The following is a 26696-nucleotide window of genomic DNA, read 5'->3' on the forward strand; positions in this document are numbered from 1 at the left end:
CCGGGTGGTTGGATGGGTCCGTGAGCGCGCGGTCCAGCAGAGTCGTCATCCTCGGGGGTGGTCCCGGGGGGTACGAGGCCGCCCTCGTCGCCGCCCACCTCGGCGCCGACGTCACGGTGGTCGAGCACCGCGGGATCGGTGGCGCCTCGGTGCTCACCGACTGCGTCCCGAGCAAGACGCTGATCTCCACCGCCGAGTACATGAGCGACTTCGGCGTCGCCGCCGAGCTGGGCGTGCACCTGGAGGACCGGGACGGCGACGAGGTCGCCGACCCCCACGCCGACCTGCCCGAGGTCAACCGCCGGGTCGTCGACCTCGCCGCCGCGCAGAGCGCCGACATCACCGCCCGGCTCGCCGAGGTCGGCGTGCGCACCGTCGCCGGACGGGCCCGGCTCACCTCGCCCACGACCGTCGCCGTCGACGGCGAGGACGACGCCCCCACCGAGCTGGTGGCCGACGTCGTCCTCGTCGCCACCGGCGCGACGCCGCGGGTCATGGACACCGCCGTCCCCGACGGCGAGCGGATCCTCACCTGGCAGCAGATCTACGACCTGCGCGAGCTCCCGGAACGGCTCGTCGTCGTCGGGTCCGGGGTCACCGGCGCCGAGCTGGCCCAGGCCTACCTCGGCCTCGGCTCGCAGGTCGTCCTCGTCTCCTCCCGCGACCGGGTGCTGCCCGGTGAGGACCCGGACGCCGCCGCCGTCATCGAGGAGGTCTTCCGCAAGCGCGGCATGGAGGTGCTCGGCCGCTCGCGGATGGAGTCGGTGACGCGCACCGACGACGGCGTCCTCGTCCGGCTCGTCGACGGCCGGGAGGTCACCGGCTCGCACGCGCTGCTGGCGGTCGGGTCGGTGCCGCAGACCGCGGACATCGGGCTGGAGGACGTCGGCGTCGAGCTGCTGCCCTCGGGGCACGTCGCGGTCGACAAGGTGTCGCGGACCTCGGTGCGCGGGGTCTACGCCGCGGGCGACTGCACCGGCGTGCTGCCGCTGGCCTCGGTCGCCGCCATGCAGGGACGCATCGCCATGTCGCACGCCCTCGGGGACGCGGTGGCGCCCCTGAACCTCGGGGTCGTGTCGGCGAACATCTTCACCGACCCCGAGATCGCCACCGTCGGCATCTCGCAGCAGGACGTCGACGAGGCGCGGGTCGACGCCGAGGTGCTCATGCTGCCGCTGTCGCGCAACCCGCGGGCGAAGATGCTCGGCATCCGCGACGGGTTCGTCAAGCTCTTCGCGCAGAAGGGCTCGGGCGCCGTCGTCGGCGGGGTCGTCGTCGCCCCGCGCGCCTCCGAGCTCGTCTTCCCGGTCACCCTCGCGGTGCAGCACCGGCTCAACGTCGACCAGGTGGCCTCGACCTTCACCGTCTACCCCTCGCTCTCCGGATCGGTCGCCGAGGCCGCCCGGCGGCTGCACCCCACGGGCTGACCTGCGCGTCCGCCGCGCCCCGGCGCTCCCGCGCGCCCGCCGCATGCGGTTGACTGGAGGGACCCCGACGAGAGGTACACCCGTGAAGAAGATCCGAGCCGCCGTCGTCATCGCCGCCGCCACCGCCGGCTGGCAGAAGGCCAAGGACTACGCCCGCGAGAACCCGCAGCAGGCGAACGACACCATCGAGAAGGTCGAGGGCTTCGTGCGCGGCAAGGCCTCGCCCCAGTACGCGGCCAAGGTCGACTCCGGGGGCGCCGCCCTGCGGCGCGGTCTCGGGCTGCCGGCCCGTTCGGCCTCCGCCGCCCCGGCGTCCGCGCCGGTGGCCGACGGCAGCCCCGGCGAGATCCGGGACGACACCGCCACCGGTCCGCGCGAGGCCGCCCCCGGCATCGACCCCTCGATCTGATGGCGGGCACGGCGAGCGGTCAGCCCGCTCCGGACACCCCCGAGATCCCCGACGTGCCGGGACCGGACGTCCCGGCCGCGCCCGAGGCGCCGGACCCGGTGGACCCGCGCCCCGCGGACCCGACCGACCCGCAGCCCACCGACCCCGTCGAGCCGGGCACCGACCCGCTGGACCCGGACCCGCAGGAGCCGTGGCAGCCGCATGCGCCCGACGACCCCGCGCCGGTGGCGCCGAACCCCGAGCCCGGCACCGGCGACGACCCGCAGCCGCGTCGCGAGGTCGACCAGGTCGGGTCCTAGCCCCGGCTCAGGACCCGGCGGGCTCGCCGTCGCCCGCGGGGGCGTCGGTGATCTCGCAGATGACGGCGCCGTTGGTCACGGTGGCGCCGACCTCGGCGGTCAGGCCGCTCACGGTTCCCGCCTTGTGCGCGGTGATGGGCTGCTCCATCTTCATGGCCTCCAGGACGACGACGGTGTCGCCGGCGGCGACGCTCGCCCCGTCCTCGACGGCGACCTTGACGATCGTCCCCTGCATCGGCGCGGTGAGCGAGTCCCCGGACGTCGCGGCGCCGCCGCCACCCCGGCCGCTGCGCCGCGGCGCCTTCTTCGACGTCGTCGCGCCCCCGCCGCCGAGTGTCAGCCCGCCGGGGAGGGACACCGACAGACGCTTGCCGCCGACCTCGACGACGACCGTCTGCCGCTCCTGCGGCTCGCCGCCCTCGCCGGTCGGCCCGGCGTAGGGCTCGATGTCGTTGTCCATCTCGGTCTCGATCCACCGGGTGTGCACGGTGAACGCCTCGTCGGCGTCGGCCGGCGCGAACGCGGGGTCGGAGACGACCTTGCGGTGGAAGGGGATGACCGTCGGCATGCCCTCGACGACGAGCTCGGCCAGCGCCCGGCGGGAGCGTTCGAGCGCCTGCTGCCGGGTCCGGCCGGTGACGACCAGCTTGGCGATCATCGAGTCGAACGCGCCGGCGACGGTGTCGCCCTCGACGATGCCGGCGTCCCAGCGCACGCCCGGCCCCTGGGGGATCACCATGCGGGTCACCGTGCCCGGGGCGGGCAGGAAGCCCCGCCCGGCGTCCTCGCCGTTGATGCGGAACTCGATGGAGTGCGCGTGCGGCTGCGGGTCGTCGTAGTCCAGGGTGCCGCCGTCGGCGATCCGCAGCTGCTCGCGGACGAGGTCGATGCCGGTGACCTCCTCGGAGACGCAGTGCTCGACCTGGAGGCGGGTGTTGACCTCGAGGAAGGAGATGTGGCCGTCGACGCCGACGAGGAACTCGCAGGTCCCCGCCCCGACGTAGCCGGCCGCGCGGAGGATGGCCTTGGAGGCGCGCAGCAGCTCGGCGTGCTGCTCGTCGGTGAGGAAGGGCGCCGGCGCCTCCTCGACGAGCTTCTGGTTGCGCCGCTGCAGGGAGCAGTCGCGGGTCGAGACGACGACGACGTTGCCCTCGGCGTCGGCGAGGCACTGGGTCTCGACGTGCCGCGGGTGGTCCAGGAAGCGCTCGACGAAGCACTCGCCGCGGCCGAAGGCGGACACGGCCTCGCGGACCGCGGAGTCGAAGAGGTCGGGGATCTCCTCCATCGTGCGGGCCACCTTGAGGCCGCGGCCACCGCCGCCGTACGCGGCCTTGATGGCGACGGGCAGCCCGTGCTCCTCGGCGAAGGCGACGACCTCGTCGGCGCCGCCGACCGGGTCCGTCGTGCCGGGCACGAGCGGGGCGTCGGCGTCGAGGGCGATGTGGCGGGCCTTGACCTTGTCGCCGAGGCGGTCGATGGCCTCCGGGCCGGGGCCGATCCAGACGAGCCCGGCGTCGAGGACGGCCTGGGCGAAGTCGGCGTTCTCGGCGAGGAACCCGTAGCCGGGGTGCACGGCGTCGGCGCCGGAGGTCCTCGCGACCTCGACGATCGCGTCGATGACGAGGTAGGACTCGCCCGGGGTCGAGCCGCCGAGGGCGTAGGCCTCGTCCGCGACCTTCACGTGCAGCGCGTCCCGGTCGGGGTCGGCGTAGACGGCGACGGAGGTGACGCCGGCGTCCGCGCAGGCGCGGGCGATGCGCACGGCGATCTCGCCCCGGTTCGCGATGAGGACCTTGGTGATGGCCATGGTCGTGGACTCTAGCGTCCGGCCCGGGCGCCGCCGGGGGTGTCGCCGGGGCGACGTCGGTCACGCCCCGAGCGAGGCGGCGAGGCGGCCGAGCAGCTCGGCCAGCGCCGCGCGGTCGGCCTCGGGGAGGGCGGCCAGCAGCCGCTGCTCGTTGGCGATGTGCGTCGTCATCGCCTCGTCGATGAGCGTCCGCCCGGCGGCGGAGAGGTGGACGGTGCGCGAGCGCCCGTCGCCCTCGGCCGCCCGCCGCTCGACGAGGCCGCGGGCCTCCAGCCGGTCCAGGCGCTTGCTCACCGCCCCGGTCGTCACCATCGTGCGCTCGGACAGCTCCCCCGGGGTGAGGACGTACGGGGCCCCCTGCCGGCGCAGGGTCGCGAGGACGTCGAACTCCCCCTCCCCGAGGCCGTAGCGCGCGTAGACGGCCGTGAGCTCGGGGGTCAGCGCGGCGGCGATCCGGTGGATGCGGCCGATGACGAGGACGGGGCTCGTGTCGAGGTCCGGGCGCTCGGTCCGCCACTGCTCGTGGACGTGGCTCACGTGATCCATGACTGGACGATATCTTCCACGGAAGATAATGTGCCTTCCGTGGAAGATACTTCGGCGACCGTCCGCACGGTCCTGCTCACCGCCGTGGCCCCCGTCGTCTGGGGGTCCACCTACGCCGTCACCCAGCTGGCCCTGCCGCCGGGGCGGCCGATGTTCTCCGCGGCGATGCGGATCCTGCCCGCCGGGCTGCTGCTGCTGCTGTGGCTGCGCCGCCTGCCGCGCGGCCGGTGGTGGGGGAGGGCGGCCGTCCTGGGGACGCTCAACCACGGCCTCTTCTTCGCGCTGCTCTACGTCGCGGCCTACCGGCTGCCGAGCGGGCTGGCCGCGACCCTGACCGCGCTCTCGCCGCTCGTCGTCATGGGCGTCGCCCGCCTGGCCCTCGGCGAGCGGCAGCCGCGGGTCACCGTGCTCGCCTCGCTGGCCGGCGTCGCGGGGGTCGTGCTGCTCGTCCGGCAGGGCGGGCACGAGGGCGGGGTCGACCCCGTCGGGGTGGCCGCGGCCGTCGGCGCCGTCGTCTCCTCCGCCGTCGGGTTCGTCCTCGTCAAGCGGTGGACCCCGCGCGACGGCGTCCTCGTCACCACGTCGTGGCAGCTCGTCGCCGGGGGGCTGCTGCTCGTCCCGGTCGCGCTCGTCACCGAGGGCGCGCCACCGGTCCTCGACGGCGCCGGCGTGCTCGGGCTGCTCTACCTGGGGCTCGTCGGGTCCGTGCTCGGCTACGTCGTGTGGTTCCGCGGGCTCACCCGGATGGACGCCGGGGCGGTCGCCGTCGTCGGGCTCGTCAACCCGGTGGTGGGCACGGCGCTCGGGGTGGTGCTCCTCGGCGAGCCGTTCGGGTGGGGGCACCTCGCGGCGACCGGGGTCGTCCTCGGCGGCGTGCTCGCCGCGCAGGCCCCGGTCCGCCGGGCCGCCCGCCGGCTCCGGCCGCACCGCCGCGCCCCGCTCGTCCCGGTGTGCGCCCCTGAGTAGCGGTGCTCAGGACGCGAGGGGGCCCGCGGCGTCACACTGGGCCGTGCCCGCCCCGGGCACCCCCTCTCGCCGTGAGGAGGCCGCGATGTCCGCGCCACCGACGACCGCACCCTCGCCGGGGACCCCCGGCCCGGGCGGCCCGCCCCCCACCGTCCGCTCCGCCACCCCGGCGCAGCTGTCCTGGCTCGAGGAGCAGCTGCGCGAGTGGCGCGCCGACGGCCTCGTCGACGACCGCACCCTGGAGCTCATCCGCGCCCGCTACGTCGCGCACCGCCGGGTCACCCTGAGCCGCATCGTCCTCACCCTCGGCGCCGCCTTCGTCGGGCTCGGGCTCATCTGGCTCGTCGCCGCCAACCTCGACGAGCTCTCGCCGCTCCTGCGGCTGGTCTTCGTCGCCGCCCTGTGGCTCGGGTTCGTCGTCGTCGCCGAGCTCCTCGCCGCCCGCCGCGAGCGGGTGGGCGACGTCGCCTCGCCGGTGGTCGGCGCGGTCCGGCTGCTCGCCGCGGCCGGCTCGGGCGCCGTCCTCTTCCAGGCCGCGCAGAGCCTCCAGGTCCCCGCCTACGAGCCGGCGCTCGTCGGCCTCTGGGGGGCCGGGGTCCTCGTGTACGCCTACGCCGTCGTCGGGCTCGGCCCCGCCGTGGTCGGCATCCTCCTCGTGACCTTCTGGCTCGTCCAGCACGTCGTCGAGGCATCCGAGGCCCTGCTCGCGGTGACCCTGACCGTCGGCGCCGCCGCCGTCGCCGCCGTGGCCGTCGGGGTCCTGCACCACCGGCTGCCGGCGTCCCTGCGCGGCTGGCGCCCCCTCGGCGACCCGTGGCGCGAGGTGGGGGCCCTCGTCGCCCTCGGGGCCCTCTTCACGGCGGCCCTGCCCTACGGCGACGAGCGCGGCTCCGGCACCCTCCTCACCTGGGTCGTCCTCGCCGTCGCCGTCGTCCTCGCGGGCGCCGCCGGCGCCACGGGTGACCGGCTCGACCGGGCCGAGGTCGGTCTCGCGGCGCTGGCCCTCGGCGTCACCGCGCTGCTCTCGCTCTGGCGCACCTCGGCCGACGTCACCGGCACCGCGGACCTCGCGGCCGGCGACTGGGCCCGGGCCGTCGTCGCCGTCCTGCTCTACCTGGCCGTGACCAGCGGCTACGCCGTGCTCGGCGGGCAGCGCGACTCGGGGCTGCTCACCTGGGTGGCGACCGCCGCGCTCGTCGTCTTCGTCACCGTCCAGGCCTTCGCCGTCTTCGCGCCGGTGCTCTCCGGGGCGGTCCTCTTCCTCGCGGTCGGGGTGGTCCTCATCGGCACCGGCGTCGCCGCCGACCGGGGCCGACGACGGCTGCTCGCGACGGCCGCGGAGGTGCGGTCGTGACCCCCCGTCGGCCGGTGCGCGTCGCCGCGGCGGTGCTCGTGCAGGCCGCGCTCGTCCTCGTCGCCGTCCAGGCGCCGCTCTCGGCCCGGCTCACCGGCGAGGAGGTGCGCCTGCGGGTGGAGCCGGTCGACCCCTACGACCCCTTCCGCGGGGCGTACGTCGACCTCGGCTACCCCGACCTGCCGGACCAGCCCGGGACCTCCTTCGAGGACGACCCCGACGTCGTCGACCCGGTGGAGCGCGGCGTCGCCTACGTGCCGCTCGTCCCGCGGGGCGAGGTCTGGGTGGGCGGGCCGGTGCAGCGCACCCGTCCGGCGGACGGGCCCTACCTCACCTGCGACGACTCCGACTGGCGGCTGCGCTGCGGCATCGAGAGCCTGTTCCTGCCGCAGGACGCCGCCGCCGGGGCGGAGCGCGAGCTGCGGCAGGGCGCGGTCGCCACGGTGCGGGTCGACGGTCGCGGGAACGCGGCCCTGCTCGGGATCGAGCCGGCCTGAGCCCGGACCGGCGCCGTGGCACGATGACCGGATGGGTGAGGACGCGGTCGACCGGGCTGAGCGGGTGCTGGAGGAGGGCATCGAGCGGGACCTCGGGTCGTCGATGACGTACGCCGACTACCTCGACCTCGACACGCTGCTCTCGGCGCAGCACCCGCGCAGCGACCCGCCGCAGCACGACGAGCTGCTCTTCATCGTCCAGCACCAGGTGTCCGAGCTGTGGCTCCTCCTGCTGCTCCACGAGCTGCGCTCGGCGCGACGGCTGCTCGCGGCCGACGAGCTCGCCCCGGCCCTGAAGCGGCTGGCCCGGGTCAAGCACGTGCAGCGCCAGCTCACCGAGATGTGGGACGTCCTCGCCACCCTCACCCCCAGCGAGTACGCCCGCATCCGGCCCTTCCTCGCGACGAGCTCGGGCTTCCAGAGCCACCAGTACCGGGCGGTCGAGTTCCTCCTCGGCAACAAGAACGCCGACATGCTGCGGGTCTTCGCCCACGACGACGCCGCCCGCGCCGACCTCGAGACGCTGCTGCACGAGCCGAGCCTCTACGACGAGTTCCTCCGTCACCTCGCGCGCTCCGGCTACCCGGTGCCCGCCGAGGTGCTGGAGCGCGACGTCACCCGGCCCTACCGGCTCGTGCCCGCCCTCGTCGACGTCGTCGCGGCCGTCTACGCCGACCCCGCCGCGCACTGGGGCGTCTACGAGACGTGCGAGGAGCTCGTCGACGTCGAGGACCAGTTCCAGCAGTGGCGCTTCCGCCACCTCCAGGTCGTCACCCGGACCATCGGCCACCGGGCCGGCACCGGCGGCTCCAGCGGGGTCGACTTCCTGCGCCGGGCCCTCGACCTCACCTTCTTCCCCGAGCTGTACGAGGTCCGCGCCCGGGTCGGCTGACCGGCCCGGGCCCCGCGGCCCGGGCGGCGTCACTAGGGTCGCGTGCCATGAGCCCCCGGGTCATCCACACCGCGCAGGCGCTCGTCGACGCCGTCGTCGAGGTGCCCGCCCTGCCCCGCCGTGGCGGCAACGTCATGGCGACGTCGTACCGGCGCTACGCCGGCGGCGCCGTCACCGTCCTCCTCGCGGCCGCGCGCTCCGGGGCGGCGGCGGTGCACGCCGGGGCGGTCGGGACCGGCCCCAACGGCGACCTCGTCCGCGAGGTCCTCGCCGCCGACGGCGTGACCCTCAGCGCGCCGCCGGTGACGGAGGCCGACACCGGGGTGTGCGTCGTCCTCGTCGAGCCCGGGGCCGAGCGGACCTTCGTCACCACCCAGGGGGCCGAGCGGGCGGTGACGGCCGCCGGCTTCGCCACCAGCCGCCCCGAGCCGGGGGACCAGGTCTGCGTCAGCGGGTACTCGCTCGTCGGCGCCACCCGCGACCCGCTGCTGGAGTGGCTGGCCTCGCTCCCGGCCGGCGTGGGGGTCGTCCTGGACCCGGGCGCCACCTTCGCCGAGGTGCCGGACGAGGTCCGCGACGCCGTCCTGGCCCGCACGAGCGTGTGGACCGGGAACGCCGAGGAGTCGGCGGCGCTCGCCGGCGTGGACGGCGCCCCGGAGGCCGCGGCCGTTCTCGCCGGTCTGCTGCCCGACGGCGCGGTCGTGCTCGTGCGCGACGGCCCGCGCGGCTGCCTCGTGCGCGAGGACGGCCGGACGACGACGCTCCCCGGTCACCCGCGCCGTCCCGTCGACACCAACGGCGCGGGGGACACCCACACCGGGGTGCTCCTCGCCGGGCGGCTGGCCGGACTGTCCTGGGCCGACGCCGCGGTGCGGGCCAACGCGGCCGCGGCCATCACGGTGACGCGCCGGGGGCCGGACACCGCGCCCGGCTCGGCCGAGGTCGACGAGTTCCTCGCGGCGTTGGGCCCCCGTCCCGCCGGGTGACGGGCGGGGCCACGGGGGCGCGGTCGCACCCGTGGGACGGGTGGGGCCCTCGTGCGAGGCGACCGCCCGGCGGTGGTCAGCCCAGGCGGGCGAGGTCCTCGCGGCACCGGCGCTCGAACCCCTCGAGCTCGGCGAGCGCGGCCTCGAGGTCGGCGCGACGCTGCTCGAGGTCGGCGCGCCGCGAGCCGATCTGACCGAGGACGTACTCCAGCTGGCTGCGCCGGCCGCGGGGCGCGTCGTAGAGGTCGATGATCGTGCGGACCTCCTCCAGCGGGAACCCCAGCCGCCGGCCGCGGAGGATGAGCCCGAGGCGGGTGCGGTCACGGCGGTGGTAGACGCGCGTCGTGCCGCGACGCTCGGGGGCGATGAGGCCGAGCTCCTCGTAGTGCCGCACGGTGCGGTGGGTGACGCCGAACTCGTCCGCGACCTCGGCGATGGTCCACGTGCGCGGCGGCTCGTCGGCGGGGTCGGCGGCGGCGTCCGTCACGTCGGTCGCACCTCGGGCTGGCATACCGGCGAGTATTGCTTTACGTTGACGTCAACGTCAAGAACGTGCAGCACGCCGGCCATCGCGACCCGGGGCCGGTGACCCCGACCCGTGAAGGGACCCCCACATGTTCGAGCTGGGCAAGGACCACGAGGACTTCCGCTCCGTCGTCCGCGAGTTCGCGACCGACGCCGTCGAGCCGCACGTCGCCGACTGGGACCGCGAGCACCACTTCCCGGTCGACCTCGTCCCGCGGATGGGCGAGCTCGGGCTGTTCGGCCTCGTCGTCCCGGAGGAGTTCGGCGGCTCGCTGGAGCAGGCCGAGGGCGGCGCGTTCACGAGCCTGTGCATCGCCATCGAGGAGCTGGGGCGGGTCGACCAGTCGGTCGGCATCACCCTGTCCGCGGGCGTGGGCCTCGGGATCAACCCGATCCTCACCTACGGCTCGGACGCGCAGAAGCAGCGCTTCCTGCCCGACCTCGTCGCCGGCCGGGCGCTCGCGGGCTTCGGCCTCACCGAGCCCGACGCCGGGTCCGACGCCGGCGCCAGCCGCACCCGGGCCGTCCTCGACGCCGAGGCCGGGGTGTGGGTGGTCGACGGCGCGAAGGCGTTCATCACGAACTCCGGCACCGACATCACCTCGGTCGTCACCGTCACCGCCCGCACCGGGACCACCGACGACGGCCGCGCCGAGATCTCCGCGATCATGGTCCCCTCCGGCACGCCGGGGTTCACCGTCGAGCCCGCCTACCGGAAGATGGGCTGGAACATCTCCGACACCCACGGCCTGTCCTTCTCCGGCTGCCGGGTGCCGGAGGACCACCTGCTCGGCGAGCGCGGCCGCGGGTTCCACCAGTTCCTCAAGACCCTCGACGACGGCCGCATCGCCATCAGCGCCCTGGCCCTCGGCCTCATCGTCCGGATGCGCGAGGAGGCGGCCGCGTACGCGCGGACCCGCACCGCGTTCGGCCGCCCGATCGGGAGCAACCAGGGTGTCGCCTTCCCGGTGGCCGACCTCGCCGTCATGGAGGACGCCGCCCGCCTGCTCACCTACCGCGCGGCCTGGCTCAAGGACGAGCACGAGGCCGGGCGCCGGTCGGCCGCGGAGGTCACCCAGGCCGCGGCCAAGGCCAAGCTCTACACCTCCGAGGCCGCCGTCACCGCCACCCGCATCGCCACCCAGGTCTTCGGCGGCAACGGCTTCATGGAGGAGTACCCGGTGGCCCGGTTCTACCGCGACGCCAAGATCCTCGAGATCGGCGAGGGCACCTCCGAGGTCCAGCGCCTCGTCCTCGCCAAGGGCCTCGGCCTGTCCGCATGAGCGAGCCCGACCCGCGCGTCGCCGACGTCCGCGCCCGGCTCGACGCCGCCTTCACCGCCTCGGCCGCGCCGACGGAGAAGGCGGCCGCCAAGCTGGCCGGCCAGGGCAAGCTCTACGTGCGCGACCGGCTGGCGCTGCTGCTCGACGACGGCTCGTTCGTCGAGGACGGGCGGTACGCGAACGCGACGGCCGGCACGCTGCCGGCCGACGGCGTCGTCACCGGCCGCGGGACCGTCGAGGACCGGCCCGTCGTCGTCATCGCCAACGACCCGACCGTCAAGGCGGGGTCGTGGGGCGCGCGCACGGTCGAGAAGATCGTCCGGGCCACCGAGACCGCGCTGCGCGAGGAGCTGCCCGTCTTCTGGCTCGTGGACTCCGCGGGCGCCCGGATCACCGACCAGGTCGAGATGTTCCCCGGCCGGCGCGGGGCCGGGCGGATCTTCCACCACCAAGTCGCGCTGTCCGGCAAGGTGCCGCAGATCTGCTGCCTCTTCGGGCCGTCGGCCGCGGGCGGGGCCTACATCCCGAGCTTCTGCGACGTCATCGTCATGGTCGAGGGCAACGCCTCGATGTACCTCGGCAGCCCGCGGATGGCCGAGATGGTCGTCGGCGAGACGGTCTCGCTCGAGGAGATGGGCGGCGCGCGGATGCACTGCACCGTCTCCGGCGTCGGCGACCTGCTCGCGGCCGACGACGAGGAGGCCATCGAGCTCGCGCGGCTCTACTTCTCCTACCTCCCGGACAGCTGGCGGGTGGCGCCCCCCGTCTACGACACCGAGGAGCCCGCCGTGCCGCTGACGGCAGCGGTCGTCCCGGAGCGGGAGAGCCAGCCCTTCGACGTCCACGAGCTCATCGACGGGCTCGTCGACGACGGCAGCTTCTTCGAGGTCAAGCCCCTGTTCGCGCCGGAGCTCGTCGTCGGGCTGGCCCGGATGGGCGGACGCAGCGTCGGCGTCGTCGCGAACAACTCGGCCGTCAAGGGCGGGGTGCTCTTCACCGACTCCGCCGACAAGGCCGCGCGGTTCATCTGGCTGTGCGACGCGTTCTCGATCCCGCTCGTCTACCTCGCCGACGTGCCGGGCTTCATGATCGGCTCCGAGGTCGAGCGCGGCGGCATCATCCGGCACGGCGCGAAGATGGTCTCGGCCGTCGCGTCGGCGACGGTGCCGCAGTTCTGCGTCGTCGTCCGCAAGGCCTACGGCGCCGGGCTGTACGCCATGGGCGGTCCCGGCTTCGGCCCGGACGCGACGATCGCGCTGCCGACCGCCCGGATCGCCGTCATGGGGCCCGAGGCCGCCGTCAACGCCGTCTACGCGAACCGCATCGCCGAGATCGAGGCCGCGCAGGGCAGCGAGGCGCGCGACGCGTTCGTCGCCGAGCGGCGCGCCGAGTACCTCGCCGACGTCGACCTCGAGCGGCTCGCCGCCGACCTCGTCGTCGAGCAGGTGGTCGAGGCGGACGCGCTGCGCGCGGAGCTGCTGCTCCGGCTGCGCTACGCCGCCCACCGCGACCGGCACTTCGCGGAGAAGCGCCGGGACGTCCCGCCGGTCTGACGGACGCGCCCGCGTCAGCCGCCGGTGCGCACGAGCGTGCGGGCGAGTCCGACCACGTCGTCGGGCTGGAGGAGCCGGCCGGCGTCGACCGTCTCCGCGAACCGTGGGCCGAGCCGTGCCCGGAGCGCGCCGAGGTCGGCCTCGGCCCGGCCGCGCGAGGCGGGGAACACCCCGAGCAGGGTGGGGGAGCCGACGACGGACGCGGCCGCCCCGAGAAGCCGGCCGGCGACCTCCGGCTCGCCCCGGCGCATCGCCACCCCGGCCAGCGCGGGCAGCGCGAAGGCGAACGGCCAGCCCAGCCGGCTGGCCGCGCTCTCCTCGACCGAGGCGAGGAGCAGGCGCGTCGTCCCCTCGAGGTCTTCGCGGCGCTCGGCGACGGTGGCCCGCATGTTGAGCGAGACGGCGACCACCAGCGGGTTCCCGAGCTCCAGCGCCGCCCGCCACCCCTCCTGCAGCACCTCGGCCGCGGCGTCGAGGTCGCCGGCCAGGAGCGCGAGCTGGCCCTCGAGCAGCCGGAGGAAGGCACGGCCCCAGGCGGAGGGGTCCCGCCGCAGCGTCTCCGCGCGTGCGGCCCCCTGCGCCGCGTCCCCGAGGTTGACGGCGACGAGACCGCCCCAGAGCGCGCACTCGGCGGCCAGGGCCGGGTCGGCGGCGGCGAGGTCGTGCTCGTCGACGAGGCCCGCGGCGCGGCCGAGCGCCGCCGCGGCGTCGGAGCGGCGGGCGAGGGCGTAGTCGAGGAGTCCGGCGCTCACGAGGGCCCGGGCCCGGGCGAGGGGGGCGAGCCTCCCCGTCGCGGCGAGGTCGACCCGGTCGCGCCACTCGCGGGCGTGGCCGCGCAGGAGCACCCCGAACGCCACGCCGTGGACGAGGTCGACGGCGTCCTCGGCCCGTTCCTGCGCGACGAGCCACGTGTGCGCGGCGAGGAGGTCGGGCCCGTCGAGGTCGAGCCCGTCCAGGGTGGCGGTGAGCTCGGCACCGCGCAGCCGGGGCCAGGTGGCCCGGGCGGCCTCGAGGAAGAACTCCGCGTGACGGCCGGCGGCCTCGGGCGGCACCCGCGGTGCCGCGTGCTGCCGCAGGGGGTGCAGCATCCGGAAGCGGGCGTCCGGGCCGTCGACCGGCACGAGGAGGGACTGCTCCACGAGGTCGGCGAGGACCTCCAGCGCCTCGGGACCGAGGAGGCTCTCGGCCGCCGCCAGCGAGATGCTCCCGGCGAAGACGGCCAGCGTCGCGAAGGCGGCCCGCTCGCGCGCGTCGACGAGGGACAGGCTCCACTCCAGGGTCGCCCCGAGGGTCCGCTGGCGCTCGGGCAGGTCGCGCGGGCCGGGCCGCCGCAGGGCCTGGTCGAGCCGGCCGAGCAGCACCTCCAGCGGCAGCACCCGGGCCTGTGCGGCGACGAGCTCGATGGCGAGGGGCAGGCCGTCGGTGCGGCGGCTCAGCTCGGCGACGACCGCGGCGTTGCCGGGCGTCAGCTCGACCGCGGCGTCGCGCTGCGCGCAGCGCTCCAGCAGCAGGCGCACCGCGGGCGCCGCGCCGACGGCGCCCGGGTCCGGCGGCAGCCACGCGTCCGGCACCGGCAGCGGCGGCACGACGACCTCGTGCTCGGCCCGCAGCCGCAGCGGGGCACGGCTGGTCGCGAGGAGCCGGAGGTCCGGGCACCGGTCGAGGAGCACGACGAGCCACCGGCCGACGCCCAGGACGTGCTCGAGGGTGTCGAGGACGACGAGCCGCGGACGCCCGCGTAGCCGCTCCGCGAGCCCGTCGACGGGGTCCGCCGTCTCGGCGAGCCCCAGCCGGGCGGCGAGCGCCGCGAGGACGTGCTCCGGCGAGGTGAGCTCGCCGGCGTCCAGGACCGTCGCGTCGTCGCCCAGCTCCGTGCGCAGCCTGGCGGCCACGGCGCGGGCCAGGGTCGTCTTGCCGACCCCGCCCGGTCCGGTGAGGGTGACGAGCCGGGCCCGTCCCGGCCCGAGCAGGCCCGCGACCCGCTCGGCGTCGACGTCCCTGCCCACGACGCCGGCCGGCCCGCCCGCGTCGGCCTCCGCGGTGCGGGCCCGCGGCGGGACGGCGGCCGTGAGCCCCTCGCGCTCGGCGTCGGTGAGGTCGAGGGCGGCCGCCAGGGCCCGCACGGTGTGCGGGTAGGGCCGGGTCCGCAGGCCCCGCTCGAGGGCGCTCACGGCCGTGACGGCGAGCCCCGCGCGCTCCGCCAGCTCCTCCTGGGTCAGCGCGGCCCGCCGCCGGTAGGACCGCAGCAGCGAGGCGAAGCCCCCACCCGGCGCGGTCGTCATGGCGAGAACCTAGGCCCTCCTCCCCGGTGTCCGGGAGGGGCGGGGGCGAGTGTGCGGGTGGTGTGCGGGTCGCGTGCCTGGGGTGGCGGCCGGCCCGCCGCGAGCCTGGCCGGGTCGCACCGTGCGACGTCACCCCACCCAGGAGACCCGCCCATGCCCACCCCCGACCACCTCCCCGTCGGACCGCTCGCCACCGTCGAGATGAAGGCCCTGCACGGCGCCTTCCGGCGCGAGTACGCCGCGGCCCCCGCCCTGGTCCGCTCCGTGCGGCCGGGCGACCTCGCCCGGGCCCGCACCGTCGGCCGCCACCTCGAGTTCGTCGAGCGGGTCCTGCACCACCACCACACGGTCGAGGACGACCTGCTGTGGCCGCGGCTGCTGCGCCGCGTCCCCGCGGAGGTGGCGCCCGTCGTCGAGCTCATGGAGTCCCAGCACGCGGTCGTCGACGGCTGCCTCACCCGCTCCCGCTCGCTGCGCGAACGGTGGACCGCCACCGCGGACGCCGAGCCGCGCGAGCAGCTGGCCGGTCTGCTGGACCGCCTGCACGCCGCCCTCGTCGAGCACCTCGACGCCGAGGAGGTGCGCGTCCTCCCGCTCGTCGAGACCGCCGTCACGCACGCCGAGTGGGCCGAGCTCGGCCGGGCCGGGCAGAGCGCCTTCCCGGGCCGGGAGGGCCTGCTCGTCTTCGGGATGGTCCAGCGCGACGCCGGGGACGCGGTCGTCGCCGGGATGCTCGCCGGCGCCCCCGCCCCCGTGCGGTTCGTCCTGCCCCGCCTCGCCCGCCGCACCTACCGCCGCCACCACGGCGCCCTCACCCCCGTCGCCTGACCGGACACCCCAGGAGAACCCCGTGACCGACCTCGCCGCCCGCCCGCCCGCCCCCACCTCCGCCCCGCCCGCCCCGACCCCGGGAGGCCGCACCGACGGGTGGGCCGCCCTCGCCGCCACGCTCGAGGGCGAGCTCGTCCGCCCGGCCGACCCCGGGTGGGACGACGCCCGCCGGGCCTGGAACCTCTCCGTCGACCAGCACCCGGCCGCCGTCGTCGCCGTGGCGTCCGCCGCCGACGTCGCCGCGACGCTGACCACGGCCCGTGGGCTCGGCCTGCGGGTCGCGCCGCAGTCCACCGGGCACAACGCCGGGCCGCTCGGCGACCTGCACGACACCGTCCTCCTGCGCACCCACCGGCTGCGCGACGTCGACGTCGACCCGGTGGCCCGGACCGTCCGCGTCGGGGGCGGGGCGATGTGGGGCGACGTCACCCCGGTGGCCGCCGCCCACGGCCTGGCCGCGCTCGCCGGCTCCGCGGCCGACGTCGGCGTCGCCGGCTACACCCTCGGGGGCGGGCTCTCGTGGCTCGCCCGGTCCCACGGGCTCGCGTCCGGCTCCGTGCTCGCCCTCGAGGTCGTCACCGCCGACGGCCGGGTGCGGCGGGTCGACGCCGACCACGACGCCGACCTGTTCTGGGCGCTGCGGGGCGGGGGCGGTGGCTTCGGCGTCGTCACCGCCCTGGAGCTGCGGCTGTACCCCGTCACCGACCTCGTCGCGGGCGCGCTCTTCTTCCCCCTCGAGCGGGCCGAGGAGGTGCTCCAGGCCTGGCGCGCCTGGGTGGCCACCGTCCCCGACACCGTGACCTCGGTCGGCCGGATGCTGCGCTTTCCGCCGCTGCCCGAGCTGCCGCCCGCGCTCGCCGGGCGGGGCTGGGTGCTCGTCGAGGCCGCCTGCCAGCTGCCCCTCGCGGCCGCGGCCGACCTCCTGGCGCCGCTGCGGGACCTCGGGCCGGAGCTGGACACGGTGGCCGAGGTGCCCGTCACCGCTCTCGCGGACCTGCACATGGACCCGCCGGGGCCGGTCCCCGGGCGCGGCGACGGGGCCCTCGTCGGGCCGTTGCCACCGGAGGCGGTCACCGCCCTCGTCCGGGCGGCCGGCCCAGGCGTGGACAGCCCCCTGCTGTCGGTCGAGCTGCGCCACCTCGGCGGCGCGCTCACCCCCGGGCGCACGCCGGGCGGGGCCCTCGCGGGTCTCGACGCCGAGTTCGCCCTCTTCGCCGTCGGCGTGACGCCGACCCCCGAGTCCGTCGCGGCGGTCGACCGGGCGGTCCGGGCCTGCCGGTACGCCCTCGCCCCGTGGACCCGCGGCTGCTACCTGAACTTCGCCGAGATGGCCACCGCCGGGGACGCGCTCTGGGGACCGGAGGTCCACGCGCAGCTGCGGCGGGTCAAGGCGCGCTACGACGGCGGCGACCTCGTCCGCGCCAACCACCCCGTCCGCCCGGCGGCCGGGTGAGGTCCGCGGTCCGCGCCCGGGTCAGGGGACGGGCGCGGACCGCAGGTCGTGCCAGCGCAGGCCGAGCTCGCCGACGAGCTCGCGCAGCAGCGGCAGCGACACCCCGACGACGCAGCCCGGGTCACCCTCGATGGCGGTGACGTACGGCCCGCCGAGGCCGTCGATGGTGAAGGCGCCGGCGACGTGCAGCGGCTCCCCCGTCGCGACGTAGGCGTCGACCTCGTCGTCGCCGAGGTCCGCGAAGTGCACCGTGGTCGAGGCCGCGGCACCGACCTGTCCGGCACTGCCGCCCGCCCCGGGCGGGCGCAGGTCGACGAGCCAGTGCCCGGTGTGCAGGACGCCCGCGCGGCCGCGCATCCGTCGCCAGCGGTCGGCGGCCTCGGCGGCGTCGGCCGGCTTGCCGTGCACCTCGCCGTCGAGCTCGAGGACCGAGTCGCAGCCGAGGACGAGGTCCGGCCCGTCCGGCCCGGCCGCATCGCCACCGCCGACGTTCCCGACGTCCGCGAGGGCGGCGACGACGTCCTCGGCCTTGGCCCGCGCCAGCAGCAGCGCGACGTCGGCGGGCTCGAGCGGCCCGGACCTCGCCGTCGCCGCCGCCACCGCGGCCTCCTCGTCCACCCCCGACACCCGGACGGCGGGCTGCACCCCCGCGGCGCGCAGCGTCGCGAGCCGGGCGGGGGAGGCGGAGGCGAGGAGCAGGGACACCGGCGGCATCCCGCCACGCTAGCCGTGGACGGTGGGCGCGGCGCCGCTCAGCCGAGGACCTCGTCGACGAAGCACCAGCGCCAGGCCTCGCCGGGCTCGATGGAGCGCATGACCGGGTGGCCCGAGCCGCGGAAGTGGGCCGCGGCGTGCTTGCCCTCGGAGGAGTCGCAGCAGCCGACGTGCCCGCAGTCGGTGCACGAGCGCAGGTGCACCCAGGTGAGCCCCTCGGCCCGGCACTCGGGGCAGCCGTCGGTCTCGCTCGGTGGGTGCGGGGCGCCGTCGTCGACGAGGTGGTCGCAGGCCCCGACGAGCGGGGTGGGCGGGCGCAGCTCGGCGTCGCGGATGTCGGCGCTGCGGGTCGTGCTCCACACGAGCACGGTCTCCTCGGCGTCGAGCTGTCCGAGGATGCTCGTCAGCACGTCGTGGTCGACCTCGCCCCGCTCCCGGATGCGCAGCAGCTCGCGGCGCTCCTCGCGGATCATGTCGATGCGGACCCGCGAGCGCGCCTCGGCCGGGCTCTCCCGGTCCCCGGGGCCGAGGGTGCCGAGCCGCTCCCAGCTGCGGTTGACCCGGTCGGCGGCCTGCTGGTGCAGCACCTGGAGCACCGCGGGGTCGGCGTCCGGCGCGTCCTCGACCGCCCGCAGCCCCGCGCCGGTCGTCGCGCCGAGGACGGTCGCCTCGGCCAGCGCGTCCTGGCGCGGGTCGGGGCCGCGCACGTCCAGGGCCCGGGCCAGCGCGGGCAGCGTCGTCCCCTGGAGCAGCAGGGTGCCGACGGTGACGACGAGCGCGACGAGCACGAGCTCCGGGCGCATCGGGGTCTCCTCGGGCAGCGTCAGCGCCGCGGCCAGGGTGACCACGCCCCGCATCCCCGCCCAGCCGCTGACCAGCGAGTACGCCAGGGCGTGACGGCGGTCCAGCCGGCCGCGCAGCACGGGGACGAGGTTCTGGCCGAACAGCCACAGCGGCCGCAGGAGCAGGACGGTGACGAGGACGGCGAGCGCGACGAGCAGCGTGCGGCCCGTCCCGAGGTCGCCGGTGCGGGTGTCCTGGACGAGCCCCCACACCTGGAGCCCGATGAGGAGGAACACCGCGTTCTCCAGGACGAAGGTGACGCTGGACCAGTTGATCCGCTCGGCGAGCCGGGAGGGCGCCGACTGCAGGGTCGTCGAGCGGTGGGCGAGCAGCAGCCCGGCCGTGACGACCGCGAGCACGCCGGAGCCGCCGATGGCCTCGGCGGGCGCGTAGGCGACGAAGGGCACGAGGAAGGAGAGCGCCGTGTCGGCGGGCACCTCGGTGAGGTGCCGGCGCAGCCACCCGATGCCGAGGTAGGCGACGACGCCGACCGCGACGCCCCCGAGGGAGGCCAGGGCCAGGTCGGCGAGCACCGAGGCCGGGGTCACCGTCTCGGGCACCGGGCCGGCGCCGTGCGCGGCGAGCCCGGCGGCGGCCAGCGCCGTCCGCAGGGTGACGAGCGCGGTCGCGTCGTTGAGCAGGGACTCGCCCTCGAGGACGGTCGTGATCTTGCGGGGCAGGCCGATCCGGCGGGCGACGGCGGTGGCGGCGACGGCGTCCGGGGGCGCCACGACCGCGCCGAGGGCGATGGCGAGCGCGAACGGGACGGGCAGGAGCCACCAGACGACGAGCCCGACGCCCAGCGCCGTGAAGAGCACGAGGCCGACGGACAGGCTGAGGATCTTCGACCGGTAGGCCCGGATGTCGACGAGCGAGGTCGTGAGGGAGGCGGAGTACAGCAGGGGCGGGAGCAGGCCGAAGAGGACGACCTCCGGCGAGAGCCGGACCTCCGGCACCCCCGGGACGACGGAGAGGACACCGCCGACGACGAGGAGGGCGAGCGGCACCGGGACGCCGCGAGGTCCGACGAGGCGGCTCACGACGATGACGACGAGGACGATCGCGACGACGAGCACGGCGGGTTGCACGTGCAGATTGTCGCCCCTGGGGCGGGTGCCACGGGACCCGGTGCCCGTGGTGCGGGCTCAGGCGGAGGTGGAGGGCTCGAAGTCGCCGGTGAGGTAGTGCTGCATGCTCGGGCCGATGGCCCCGACGACGACGTCGGGGTCGGCCTGCGCGAGCCCCGGCAGGCGCACGACGTAGCGGGCGAAGATGTAGCCGGTGAGGCCGGCGCCGAGCATCGCCGAGCGCAGCTCGGCCCGGTCGCCGCCGAGCAGGCGGATGAGGGGGGTGAGCAGCCGCTCGGTGAGGAAGCGCTGGACCAGCTCGGCCGCCTCGTCCTCGGAGGCGGCGGCGCGCAGCAGCCCGGTCAGGGTCTGGAGGGCCTCGGGCTCGTCCAGCGTCTCGACGACGAGGGCAGCGAGCCGGTGGCCGACGTGCTGCGGGCCCTCGACGAGCAGCTCGTCGACGATGGTCTCGGGCTCGAAGGGGAAGTCCACGACCGTGACGAAGAGGTTCTGCTTGCTGCCGAAGTAGTGCGTGACGAGGCGGGTGTCGACGTCGGCCTCTCGGGCGATGCCCCGCAACGTCGTGCGGGGATAGCCGAGCTCCGCGAACTGGCGCTTCGCTGCCGCGGCGATGTCCTCACGGGTGTGACTTCCCGCAGGGCGTCGCCCTCGAGCTCGTGGCACGTCGCCTCCTCCGTCGTCCGCGGCCACGGAAATGCCAGTATGCCGTAACCGAGGGGATCTTTTTATCCCTCGACAGGACCATATCCTGCGGCCGTCCACCGAGGGGGTGGGGGTTCGACGAACCTCCCCGGAGGGCAAACATGCAGGTCAGGGCCGGTGCAGCGCCGGATGTGAACCGGACGTGCATTCCCGATGGTCGCACCACGCGACATTCTGTACACGGCGAATTGCGAACATTCGCAACCGGCGACCCGGGCGGTCGCTCCTGATCCACCGCCACCCGCGGGACCCCCGTGACGGATGGGACGTCTCAGGGGGCGAGGACCGCCTCGCGCAGGACGTCCAGACCCACCGACCCGACGTCCAGCGCCCTGCGGTGGAAGTCCGGCAGCGAGAACGCGTCGCCGTCGCGGGCCCGCACCTGCTCGCGCAGGTCCATCCAGATCCGCTCGCCCACCTTGTAGCTCGGGGCCTGGCCCGGCCAGCCGAGGTAGCGGTCGAGCTCGAAGCGCAGGGTCCCCTCGTCGTCGCTCGCGTGCGCGCGCAGGAAGGACCAGGCCTTGTCGTAGGTCCACGCGCCCCCGCCGACCTCGGCCGGCGCCTCGAGGCCGCAGTGGACGCCGATGTCGATGACGACCCGGGCGGCCCGCAGCGACTGGGCGTCGAGCATGCCGAGGTACATCCCGGGGTCCTCGAGGTAGCCGAGTTCGGCCATGAGGCGCTCGGCGTACAGCGCCCAGCCCTCCCCGTGCCCGCTGACCCAGCACATCATCCGGCGCCAGCGGTTGAGCAGCGTCCGGCGGAAGATCGTCTGCCCGACCTGGAGGTGATGGCCCGGCACGCCCTCGTGGTAGACGGTGGTGAGCTCCTTCCACGTCGAGAACTCGATGACCCCCTTCGGCACCGACCACCACATCCGACCGGGCCGGCCGAAGTCGTCGCTCGGACCCGTGTAGTAGATGCCGCCGGTCTGCGTCGGCGCGATCCGGCACTCGATGGTGCGGACCGGGTCGGGGATGTCGAAGTGCCGGCCGGCGGTGTCGGCGACCGCCTTGTCGGCGCGCACCTGCATCCAGTCCCGCAGCGCCTCGGTGCCGTGCAGGCGGTAGGCCTCGTCCGCGTCGAGGTGGGCGATGGCGTCGGCCACCCCGCCGCCGGGGACGATGCGCCGCGCGGTCGCCTCCATGTCGGCCGTGATCCGGGCCAGCTCCTCCTGCCCCCACGCGTAGGTCGCCTCGAGGTCGACGGCGGCGCCGAGGAACTGCCGCGAGGCCAGGCGGTAGCGCTCGACCCCGGCCGCGTCCGACTCCGGGGCGCGCTCCAGCAGGTCGGCGGCCAGGGCCCGGCCGGCGTCGCGGTAGGCCGTCGCCGCCCCCTCGACCGCGCGCCGGACGTCGGCGGCCACGGCCTCCCCGAGCGGCGCCCCGCCCGCCGAGGCGCCGGCGAGGAAGGTCGCGAAGTAGCCGTCGGGGCCGGTGAGCGCCTCGCACTGGCGGACGCACGCCTCGACCTGGCGGCGCGGCGCCACGAGACCCCGGCCGGCCGAGTCGCGCAGGGTCCCCAGGTACTGGTCCAGGGCCCGCGGGACCTCGCCGAGACGGCGCGCGACGGTGGCCCACTGCGCGTCGGTGTCGGTGGGCATGAGGTCGAAGACGTCCCGCACGCCCTGGAGGGGCGAGGCGATGACGTTGAGCTGCATGCGGTCGTACCCGGCCTCGTGGATCTCGACGGCGAGCCCGAGCCGCTCGCGCATCGCCGCCACGGTGACCCGGTCGACGTCGTCGAGCACCTCGACCCCGTCCAGCCGGCGCAGCGTGGTGCGGGCCAGCTCGGCGTGGTGGGCGTAGCCGTCCGGCGACAGGTCGTCGATCCGGTCCTCGGACCCCGGGATGCCGAGGTAGGTCGCCTCGATCGGGCTCGCCGCCACGACGGCGTCGAAGTGGTCGTCGGCGACGGCGTCGACGGGGGTCGGGCTGCGGGGATCCGGCTCGGTCACGCCTTGGGACGCTACCCGAGCGGCCGCCTCGCGGCCCGGTCGGCGGCGCCGCGACGGTCGTAGGGTGACGGGATGGACGCACGGGTGAGGTCGGTCAACGTCGGCCGGGGTCGGCGGGACATCGCGAGCCGGGGCCGGGTCACAGGCATTGACAAGCGCCCGGTGGGGTCGGTCGAGGTGCGCGACCCGGGACCGAAGGGCACCGGCCTCGGCAGCGGGGTCGTCGGCGACGACGTGCTCAACGGCAGGCACCACGGCGGCAGCGCGCAGGCCGTGTACGCCGTCGCGCGGGAGGAGCTGGACCACTGGTCCGGCGAGCTCGGACGCGAGCTCGCCGACGGCACCTTCGGCGAGAACCTCACGACCGAGGGGCTGGACGTCGACGGCGCCCTGGTCGGCGAGCGCTGGCGGGTGGGGGAGGTCCTGCTCGAGGTCACCGGGCCGCGGACGCCCTGCGCCAACTTCGCCGCCTGGATGGGCGAGAAGGGCTGGGTGCGGCGCTTCACCGAGCACGGCCGTCCCGGGGTCTACCTCTCCGTGCTGGAGGCGGGGACGGTCTCCGCAGGCGACCCGGTCTCCGTCGAGCACCGCCCGGGGCACGACGTCACCGGTCCGCTCGTGCTGCGGGCGTGGTCCGGGGACCTCGAGGCGGCCCGGCGGGTCGTCGACGCCGAGGTCCTCACGCCCCCCGAGCACGAGCACCTGGTCCGCCGGCTGGCCCGCGGCTGACGCCGCGCCCCGGTTGATGCCGAGCCCCGGCTGACGCCGCGCCCCCGGCGCGCGATAGGGGATGGCCGGGGTCCCGGCGCTACCGTGTCGGTCATGGTCACCACCACGACAGGCGGCCCCCGATGACGGTCGACCTGCGCGACATGCTGACGACGACCGAGCGCGTGCTGTGCTCGAACGGGGACTCGCGGCACACCGTCGGTCCCGGCGGAACGAACCGCTACGGCAACCGCTACGTCCCCGAGCCGGGGCTGCTGTCCTTCGGCTCGTGCACGTCCTCGACGATCTCCGAGACCGCCTACGACGCCGCCGACCGGCTGCACGGCTGGATCCGCGCCCTCGGCCCGGACGTCGTCGCCGAGTCCGTCGACGACCTCTACGAGCGCGTCCGCGCCGAGCTCGTGTCCAACATCGCGATGACGAGCGCGTCGTCCCTCGACACCGTCCTGTGCCCCTCCGGCACGGACGCCGAGATGGTGCCCCTGCTCGTCGGGCTCGCCGAGTCCCGCTCCGTGACCACGGTGCTCGTCGGCGCGTCCGAGGCCGGGTCCGGCACCGCGCACGCCGCCCGCGGCGACCACTTCGACGCCGTGACCCCCTCCGGCCGCGAGGTCGAGGCCGGCACGCCGGTGGACGCCGAGGTGGCCGGGCGGGTGCACCGCGAGCGGGTGACCATCCGCGACGCCGCCGGCGTCCCGCGCGACGAGGCCGACATCGACGCCGACGTGCGGGCTGCAGTCCGCGCCGCGGTCGGGCGCGGCGACCACGTCCTGCTCCACCTCATCGCGCACAGCAAGACGGGGGTGCACGCCCCCTCGCTCGACCTCGTCGAGGAGCTCGTCCACGCGCACGAGGGCCACGTCGACGTCGTCATCGACGCCGCGCAGGGCCGCTTCAGCCGGCACGGGCTCACCGAGTCGCTGCGCTGTGGCTACATCGTCATGGTCACCGGCTCGAAGTTCTTCGGCGGCCCGCCGTTCGCCGGCGCCGTGCTCGTGCCGCACCGCCGCGCCGGCGGCAGCGCCGTCCCCACCGTCGTCCCGGAGGGCTTCGCCGACTACTTCGTCCCCGCGATGCTGCCGCGGTCCTGGCGCGAGGCCCGCGCCTCGCTGCCGCCGGGGCTCGGTCTCGGGGTCCTCATGCGCTGGTGGGCGGCGCTGGCGGAGATCCGCGACTACTACAGCGTCCCGGCCGCCCTGCGCCTGGAGGTCCTGCGCCGCTTCCAGCGTGTCGTGCCGGCCATCATCGCCGCCACCGACCACCTCGAGCTCTCGACCGTCCCGCCGCCCTCGGACCGCGAGGACGGCACCCGGCTGCTGGAGTCGAACACGACGGTCTTCCCCTTCACCTGCCGCCGCGCCGACGGTGCCCTGCTCGGCATGGAGCCGCTGCGCGACCTCGCCCGGGCCGTGCGCTTCGGCTCGCCCGACGACGAGCGGCTGCCCGCGGACCTGGCCCGGGTGCGCTGCGAGCTCGGCCAGCCGGTCGAGCTCGCCGGCGGTGACGTGAGCTTCCCCGTCCTGCGCGTGGCGCTCGGCGGCCGCGACATCATCCGGGCCTGCGTGACGCCGGCCGCCGGGTCGACCTTCGAGCAGCGGTTGGACCACCTGGAGCGCGACGTGACGCTCGCCCTGCGCAAGGTCGACGCCCTCGTCTCCCTCTCGGACCGGCAGGAGGCGGTGGCCCGATGACCTCGCAGAGCAGTAGCCCGGTCGGGCTCGCGGAGCGTCCGGACACCCCCAGCACCTGGCTGGAGCGGCCGTCCGGCGCGCTCGTGCGGCGGGTCGCCGACGCCGCCTTGGCCAGTGGGCTCGTCGGCCCCGACGACGGCGCCGTCGTCCTGCACGACCTGGACCTGCTGGACGCCCGGATCGCCGAGCTGCGGGCCGCGTTCCCGCCGCACGCCGTGCACACCGTTGCGGTCAAGGCCAACCCCGTGCTCGAGATCCTCCGCGCCTGCGTGGCGGCCGGCGCGGGACTCGAGGCCGCGTCCTGGGAGGAGGTCGCCCTCTCGCTGGCCGCCGGATGCCCGCCCGAGCGGGTCGTCTACGACTCGCCGGCCAAGACCCGCACCGACATCGCCCGGGCGCTCGCCGCGGGAGTCCACGTCAACGCCGACAGCCTCGACGAGCTCGACCGCGTCATCGAGGTCCGCGAGGACCACCCGGACTCCACCGCCACCGTCGGGCTGCGGGTCAACCCGCTGGTCGGCGGGGGCTCCATCCCGGCGACGAGCGTCGCGTCGCCGTCCTCGCGGTTCGGCGAGAAGGTCGGCGACGACCTCGTCGAGGCTCTCGCCGCGCGGGCCGAGGGCCGGCCGTGGCTGCGCGGCCTGCACTCGCACGTGGGGTCGCAGGGCATGCCGCTGGAGACGCTCGTCGCCGCTGCCCCGGTCGTCGAGCGGTTCCGCGACGCCGTGCACCGGCGGCTCGGCCACGACCAGCTCGACGTCGTCGACCTCGGTGGGGGCGCGACGACGAACTACGTCGGCGAGACCGCCGTCGACCCGCGGGAGCTTGCCTCGCGGATGCGCGAGGCCGCCCCGAGCCTGTTCGGGCCGGACGTCACCCTCGTCACCGAGTTCGGGCGGGCGGTGCAGGCCAACTGCGGGTGGGCGCTCAACCGGGTCGAGTACGTGAACCGGTCCCTCGCGCAGCCGGTGGCCGTCACCCACCTCGGGGCGGACTTCCTCATGCGCGTCGCCTACGTCCCCGGTCACTGGCAGCACCGGATCTCGCGGCTGGCCACCGTCGCCGACGAGCCGGCCGAGGTCGCCGGCACCGCCCCCGGCACGGACCCGCCCGAGCCGTCGGAGTCGTGGATCGTCAGCGGCCCGCTGTGCTTCGCCGGCGACGTCATCAGCCAGGACGCCCGCTTCCCGGCCCTCGAGGCGGGTGATTGGCTCGTCATCCACGACACCGGCGCCTACACGATGAGCATGTGGTCGCGGCACTGCAACCGCGGCATGCCGGCGGTGCTCGGGTACCGCGACGGCGCCGACGGCCCGGTGCTGGAGGTGCTGCGCGAGCGGGAGAGCGCCGACGACGTCGTGCGCCAGTGGTCCCGCGGCGCCGGTCACTGACCCTGGCCCGCACGGCCGTCGGTCCGGTCGAGCGCTGGGCGGGGCCACCCGGGCGACGGACCGACGACAAGGACCCGGGCCCGCGGCCCCGTCCCGGCGTGTCGCGCCACCGCGCAGCTCGTCGTGTCGTCCGCCCGTCCGTCGGGGCCTGGGTCAGCCCGGGCGGGCGGACAGTGTCCTGCGGGGTCACCGGGGGACGGGCCGACGACACGGAAACCGGTCCTCGGTCCCGTACCGGCGTGTCGAGGCACCGGACGGCTCATCGTGTCGTCCGCCCGTAGGTCGGGGCCTGGGTCGGCCCGGGGGGCGAGCGGTGTCTTGCCTGGTCACCGGGGGACGGGCCGACGACACGGAACTTGGGTCCGGGGCGTGGTGCCGGCGTGTCGCGTCACCGGGCAGTTCATCGTGTCGTCCGTCCGGGCCGTGGGAGGCCGGACCGGCCGGGGAAACGGGCCGACGACACGGAAAACC

At 76.0% G+C, this 26696-nt stretch carries 23 protein-coding genes; 15 read left to right on the forward strand and 8 right to left on the reverse strand.

The window, feature by feature from the left end:
* Positions 1 to 20: 20 nt before the first annotated feature.
* The 3 genes from EPD83_RS01505 to EPD83_RS01515 all read left to right on the forward strand — a co-directional run bounded on the left by EPD83_RS01505 (position 21) and on the right by EPD83_RS01515 (position 2135).
* Positions 21 to 1427 (forward strand): NAD(P)H-quinone dehydrogenase, encoded by a 1407-nt coding sequence (locus EPD83_RS01505; protein WP_235950283.1) that lies wholly within the window; start codon positions 21 to 23, stop codon positions 1425 to 1427.
* Between the two features lie 82 nt (positions 1428 to 1509).
* Positions 1510 to 1836, forward strand: a complete 327-nt coding sequence (locus EPD83_RS01510; RefSeq protein ID WP_164896043.1) for an antitoxin — start codon at positions 1510 to 1512, stop codon at positions 1834 to 1836.
* Positions 1836 to 2135, forward strand: a complete 300-nt coding sequence (locus tag EPD83_RS01515; RefSeq protein WP_128365069.1) for a hypothetical protein — start codon at positions 1836 to 1838, stop codon at positions 2133 to 2135. The genes EPD83_RS01510 and EPD83_RS01515 overlap by 1 nt, the downstream gene beginning before the upstream one ends.
* A 7-nt stretch (positions 2136 to 2142) precedes the next feature.
* On the opposite strand, the gene EPD83_RS01520 is transcribed toward EPD83_RS01515, so the two are convergent.
* Together EPD83_RS01520 and EPD83_RS01525 are read right to left on the reverse strand one after the other, a co-directional pair.
* Positions 2143 to 3942, reverse strand: coding sequence for an acetyl/propionyl/methylcrotonyl-CoA carboxylase subunit alpha (locus tag EPD83_RS01520; RefSeq protein WP_128365067.1), 1800 nt, complete (start codon positions 3940 to 3942; stop codon positions 2143 to 2145).
* A gap of 60 nt (positions 3943 to 4002) precedes the next feature.
* Positions 4003 to 4488, reverse strand: a complete 486-nt coding sequence (locus EPD83_RS01525) for a MarR family winged helix-turn-helix transcriptional regulator (RefSeq protein WP_128365066.1) — start codon at positions 4486 to 4488, stop codon at positions 4003 to 4005.
* Positions 4489 to 4527: 39 nt separating this feature from the next.
* On the opposite strand from EPD83_RS01525, the gene EPD83_RS01530 reads away from it, so the two are divergent.
* From EPD83_RS01530 to EPD83_RS01550, 5 genes are all read left to right on the forward strand, one after another.
* Positions 4528 to 5454 carry a DMT family transporter gene (locus tag EPD83_RS01530; RefSeq protein WP_205859371.1) on the forward strand — a complete coding sequence of 309 codons (927 nt, stop codon included), beginning with the start codon at positions 4528 to 4530 and terminating at the stop codon, positions 5452 to 5454.
* Between the two features lie 85 nt (positions 5455 to 5539).
* Positions 5540 to 6808 carry a DUF2157 domain-containing protein gene (locus tag EPD83_RS01535; RefSeq protein ID WP_128365064.1) on the forward strand — a complete coding sequence of 423 codons (1269 nt, stop codon included), beginning with the start codon at positions 5540 to 5542 and terminating at the stop codon, positions 6806 to 6808.
* On the forward strand, positions 6805 to 7305 hold the full coding sequence (locus tag EPD83_RS01540; RefSeq protein ID WP_164896042.1) for a GDYXXLXY domain-containing protein: 501 nt from the start codon (positions 6805 to 6807) through the stop codon (positions 7303 to 7305). The genes EPD83_RS01535 and EPD83_RS01540 overlap by 4 nt, the downstream gene beginning before the upstream one ends.
* Before the next feature lie 31 nt (positions 7306 to 7336).
* The gene (locus EPD83_RS01545) at positions 7337 to 8197 is read left to right on the forward strand and encodes a tryptophan 2,3-dioxygenase (RefSeq protein ID WP_128365061.1); all 861 of its coding nucleotides are present in this window, start codon (positions 7337 to 7339) and stop codon (positions 8195 to 8197) included.
* Between the two features lie 47 nt (positions 8198 to 8244).
* The gene (locus EPD83_RS01550) at positions 8245 to 9183 is read left to right on the forward strand and encodes a PfkB family carbohydrate kinase (RefSeq protein WP_128365059.1); all 939 of its coding nucleotides are present in this window, start codon (positions 8245 to 8247) and stop codon (positions 9181 to 9183) included.
* Between the two features lie 76 nt (positions 9184 to 9259).
* On the opposite strand, the gene EPD83_RS01555 is transcribed toward EPD83_RS01550, so the two are convergent.
* A complete protein-coding gene (locus tag EPD83_RS01555; protein WP_235950284.1) occupies positions 9260 to 9670 on the reverse strand; it encodes a MerR family transcriptional regulator in 411 nt (136 codons plus the stop codon).
* 127 nt (positions 9671 to 9797) lie between these two features.
* Between EPD83_RS01555 and EPD83_RS01560 the strand changes: the two genes are divergently transcribed.
* Both EPD83_RS01560 and EPD83_RS01565 read left to right on the forward strand, forming a co-directional pair.
* Positions 9798 to 10991, forward strand: a complete 1194-nt coding sequence (locus tag EPD83_RS01560) for an acyl-CoA dehydrogenase family protein (protein ID WP_128367867.1) — start codon at positions 9798 to 9800, stop codon at positions 10989 to 10991.
* Positions 10988 to 12544 carry an acyl-CoA carboxylase subunit beta gene (locus EPD83_RS01565; RefSeq protein ID WP_165566128.1) on the forward strand — a complete coding sequence of 519 codons (1557 nt, stop codon included), beginning with the start codon at positions 10988 to 10990 and terminating at the stop codon, positions 12542 to 12544. Before EPD83_RS01560 ends, EPD83_RS01565 begins: the two co-directional genes overlap by 4 nt.
* 14 nt (positions 12545 to 12558) lie before the next feature.
* On the opposite strand, the gene EPD83_RS01570 is transcribed toward EPD83_RS01565, so the two are convergent.
* Positions 12559 to 14826, reverse strand: a complete 2268-nt coding sequence (locus tag EPD83_RS01570) for an ATP-binding protein (protein WP_128367681.1) — start codon at positions 14824 to 14826, stop codon at positions 12559 to 12561.
* Between the two features lie 153 nt (positions 14827 to 14979).
* Here EPD83_RS01570 and EPD83_RS01575 point away from each other — a divergent pair, with 153 nt between their 5' ends.
* Together EPD83_RS01575 and EPD83_RS01580 are read left to right on the forward strand one after the other, a co-directional pair.
* Positions 14980 to 15654: a hemerythrin domain-containing protein gene (locus tag EPD83_RS01575; RefSeq protein WP_128367682.1), complete on the forward strand. Its 675-nt coding sequence runs from the start codon at positions 14980 to 14982 to the stop codon at positions 15652 to 15654.
* A gap of 22 nt (positions 15655 to 15676) precedes the next feature.
* Positions 15677 to 17110: an FAD-binding oxidoreductase gene (locus tag EPD83_RS01580; RefSeq protein WP_165566129.1), complete on the forward strand. Its 1434-nt coding sequence runs from the start codon at positions 15677 to 15679 to the stop codon at positions 17108 to 17110.
* Between the two features lie 21 nt (positions 17111 to 17131).
* Here the strand turns inward: EPD83_RS01580 and EPD83_RS01585 are convergent, their stop codons facing one another.
* From EPD83_RS01585 to EPD83_RS01600, 4 genes are all read right to left on the reverse strand, one after another.
* Positions 17132 to 17824, reverse strand: a complete 693-nt coding sequence (locus tag EPD83_RS01585) for a Maf family protein (protein ID WP_128366583.1) — start codon at positions 17822 to 17824, stop codon at positions 17132 to 17134.
* A 38-nt stretch (positions 17825 to 17862) separates the two neighbouring features.
* Complete coding sequence (locus EPD83_RS01590) at positions 17863 to 19755, reverse strand: Na+/H+ antiporter (protein WP_128366584.1); 1893 nt, start codon at positions 19753 to 19755, stop codon at positions 17863 to 17865.
* Between the two features lie 57 nt (positions 19756 to 19812).
* Complete coding sequence (locus tag EPD83_RS01595; RefSeq protein ID WP_165566130.1) at positions 19813 to 20418, reverse strand: TetR/AcrR family transcriptional regulator; 606 nt, start codon at positions 20416 to 20418, stop codon at positions 19813 to 19815.
* A 310-nt stretch (positions 20419 to 20728) separates the two neighbouring features.
* Positions 20729 to 22414, reverse strand: a complete 1686-nt coding sequence (locus EPD83_RS01600) for a DUF885 domain-containing protein (protein ID WP_128366586.1) — start codon at positions 22412 to 22414, stop codon at positions 20729 to 20731.
* Between the two features lie 162 nt (positions 22415 to 22576).
* Here EPD83_RS01600 and EPD83_RS01605 point away from each other — a divergent pair, with 162 nt between their 5' ends.
* The 3 genes from EPD83_RS01605 to EPD83_RS01615 all read left to right on the forward strand — a co-directional run bounded on the left by EPD83_RS01605 (position 22577) and on the right by EPD83_RS01615 (position 26225).
* Positions 22577 to 23143, forward strand: a complete 567-nt coding sequence (locus EPD83_RS01605) for an MOSC domain-containing protein (RefSeq protein ID WP_235950285.1) — start codon at positions 22577 to 22579, stop codon at positions 23141 to 23143.
* 122 nt (positions 23144 to 23265) lie between these two features.
* Positions 23266 to 24834, forward strand: a complete 1569-nt coding sequence (locus tag EPD83_RS01610; protein WP_165566131.1) for a hypothetical protein — start codon at positions 23266 to 23268, stop codon at positions 24832 to 24834.
* Positions 24831 to 26225 (forward strand): type III PLP-dependent enzyme domain-containing protein, encoded by a 1395-nt coding sequence (locus EPD83_RS01615; RefSeq protein WP_128365939.1) that lies wholly within the window; start codon positions 24831 to 24833, stop codon positions 26223 to 26225. The genes EPD83_RS01610 and EPD83_RS01615 overlap by 4 nt, the downstream gene beginning before the upstream one ends.
* The last annotated feature ends 471 nt before the right edge of the window (positions 26226 to 26696 follow it).

It is taken from the genome of Phycicoccus flavus (genome assembly GCF_004025965.2).
In the GTDB taxonomy this organism is placed as follows: domain Bacteria; phylum Actinomycetota; class Actinomycetes; order Actinomycetales; family Dermatophilaceae; genus Phycicoccus; species Phycicoccus flavus.

What these genes read in the sequence shown, in the direction of transcription:
- EPD83_RS01515 (WP_128365069.1), top strand. Translation starts at nt 1,836, where the DNA reads ATGGCGGGCACGGCGAGCGGTCAGCCCGCTCCGGACACCCCCGAGATC.
- EPD83_RS01520 (WP_128365067.1), bottom strand. Translation starts at nt 3,942, where the DNA reads ATGGCCATCACCAAGGTCCTCATCGCGAACCGGGGCGAGATCGCCGTG.
- EPD83_RS01525 (WP_128365066.1), bottom strand. Translation starts at nt 4,488, where the DNA reads ATGGATCACGTGAGCCACGTCCACGAGCAGTGGCGGACCGAGCGCCCG.
- EPD83_RS01535 (WP_128365064.1), top strand. Translation starts at nt 5,540, where the DNA reads ATGTCCGCGCCACCGACGACCGCACCCTCGCCGGGGACCCCCGGCCCG.
- EPD83_RS01545 (WP_128365061.1), top strand. Translation starts at nt 7,337, where the DNA reads ATGGGTGAGGACGCGGTCGACCGGGCTGAGCGGGTGCTGGAGGAGGGC.
- EPD83_RS01550 (WP_128365059.1), top strand. Translation starts at nt 8,245, where the DNA reads ATGAGCCCCCGGGTCATCCACACCGCGCAGGCGCTCGTCGACGCCGTC.
- EPD83_RS01560 (WP_128367867.1), top strand. Translation starts at nt 9,798, where the DNA reads ATGTTCGAGCTGGGCAAGGACCACGAGGACTTCCGCTCCGTCGTCCGC.
- EPD83_RS01565 (WP_165566128.1), top strand. Translation starts at nt 10,988, where the DNA reads ATGAGCGAGCCCGACCCGCGCGTCGCCGACGTCCGCGCCCGGCTCGAC.
- EPD83_RS01570 (WP_128367681.1), bottom strand. Translation starts at nt 14,826, where the DNA reads ATGACGACCGCGCCGGGTGGGGGCTTCGCCTCGCTGCTGCGGTCCTAC.
- EPD83_RS01575 (WP_128367682.1), top strand. Translation starts at nt 14,980, where the DNA reads ATGCCCACCCCCGACCACCTCCCCGTCGGACCGCTCGCCACCGTCGAG.
- EPD83_RS01585 (WP_128366583.1), bottom strand. Translation starts at nt 17,824, where the DNA reads ATGCCGCCGGTGTCCCTGCTCCTCGCCTCCGCCTCCCCCGCCCGGCTC.
- EPD83_RS01610 (WP_165566131.1), top strand. Translation starts at nt 23,266, where the DNA reads ATGACGGTCGACCTGCGCGACATGCTGACGACGACCGAGCGCGTGCTG.
- EPD83_RS01615 (WP_128365939.1), top strand. Translation starts at nt 24,831, where the DNA reads ATGACCTCGCAGAGCAGTAGCCCGGTCGGGCTCGCGGAGCGTCCGGAC.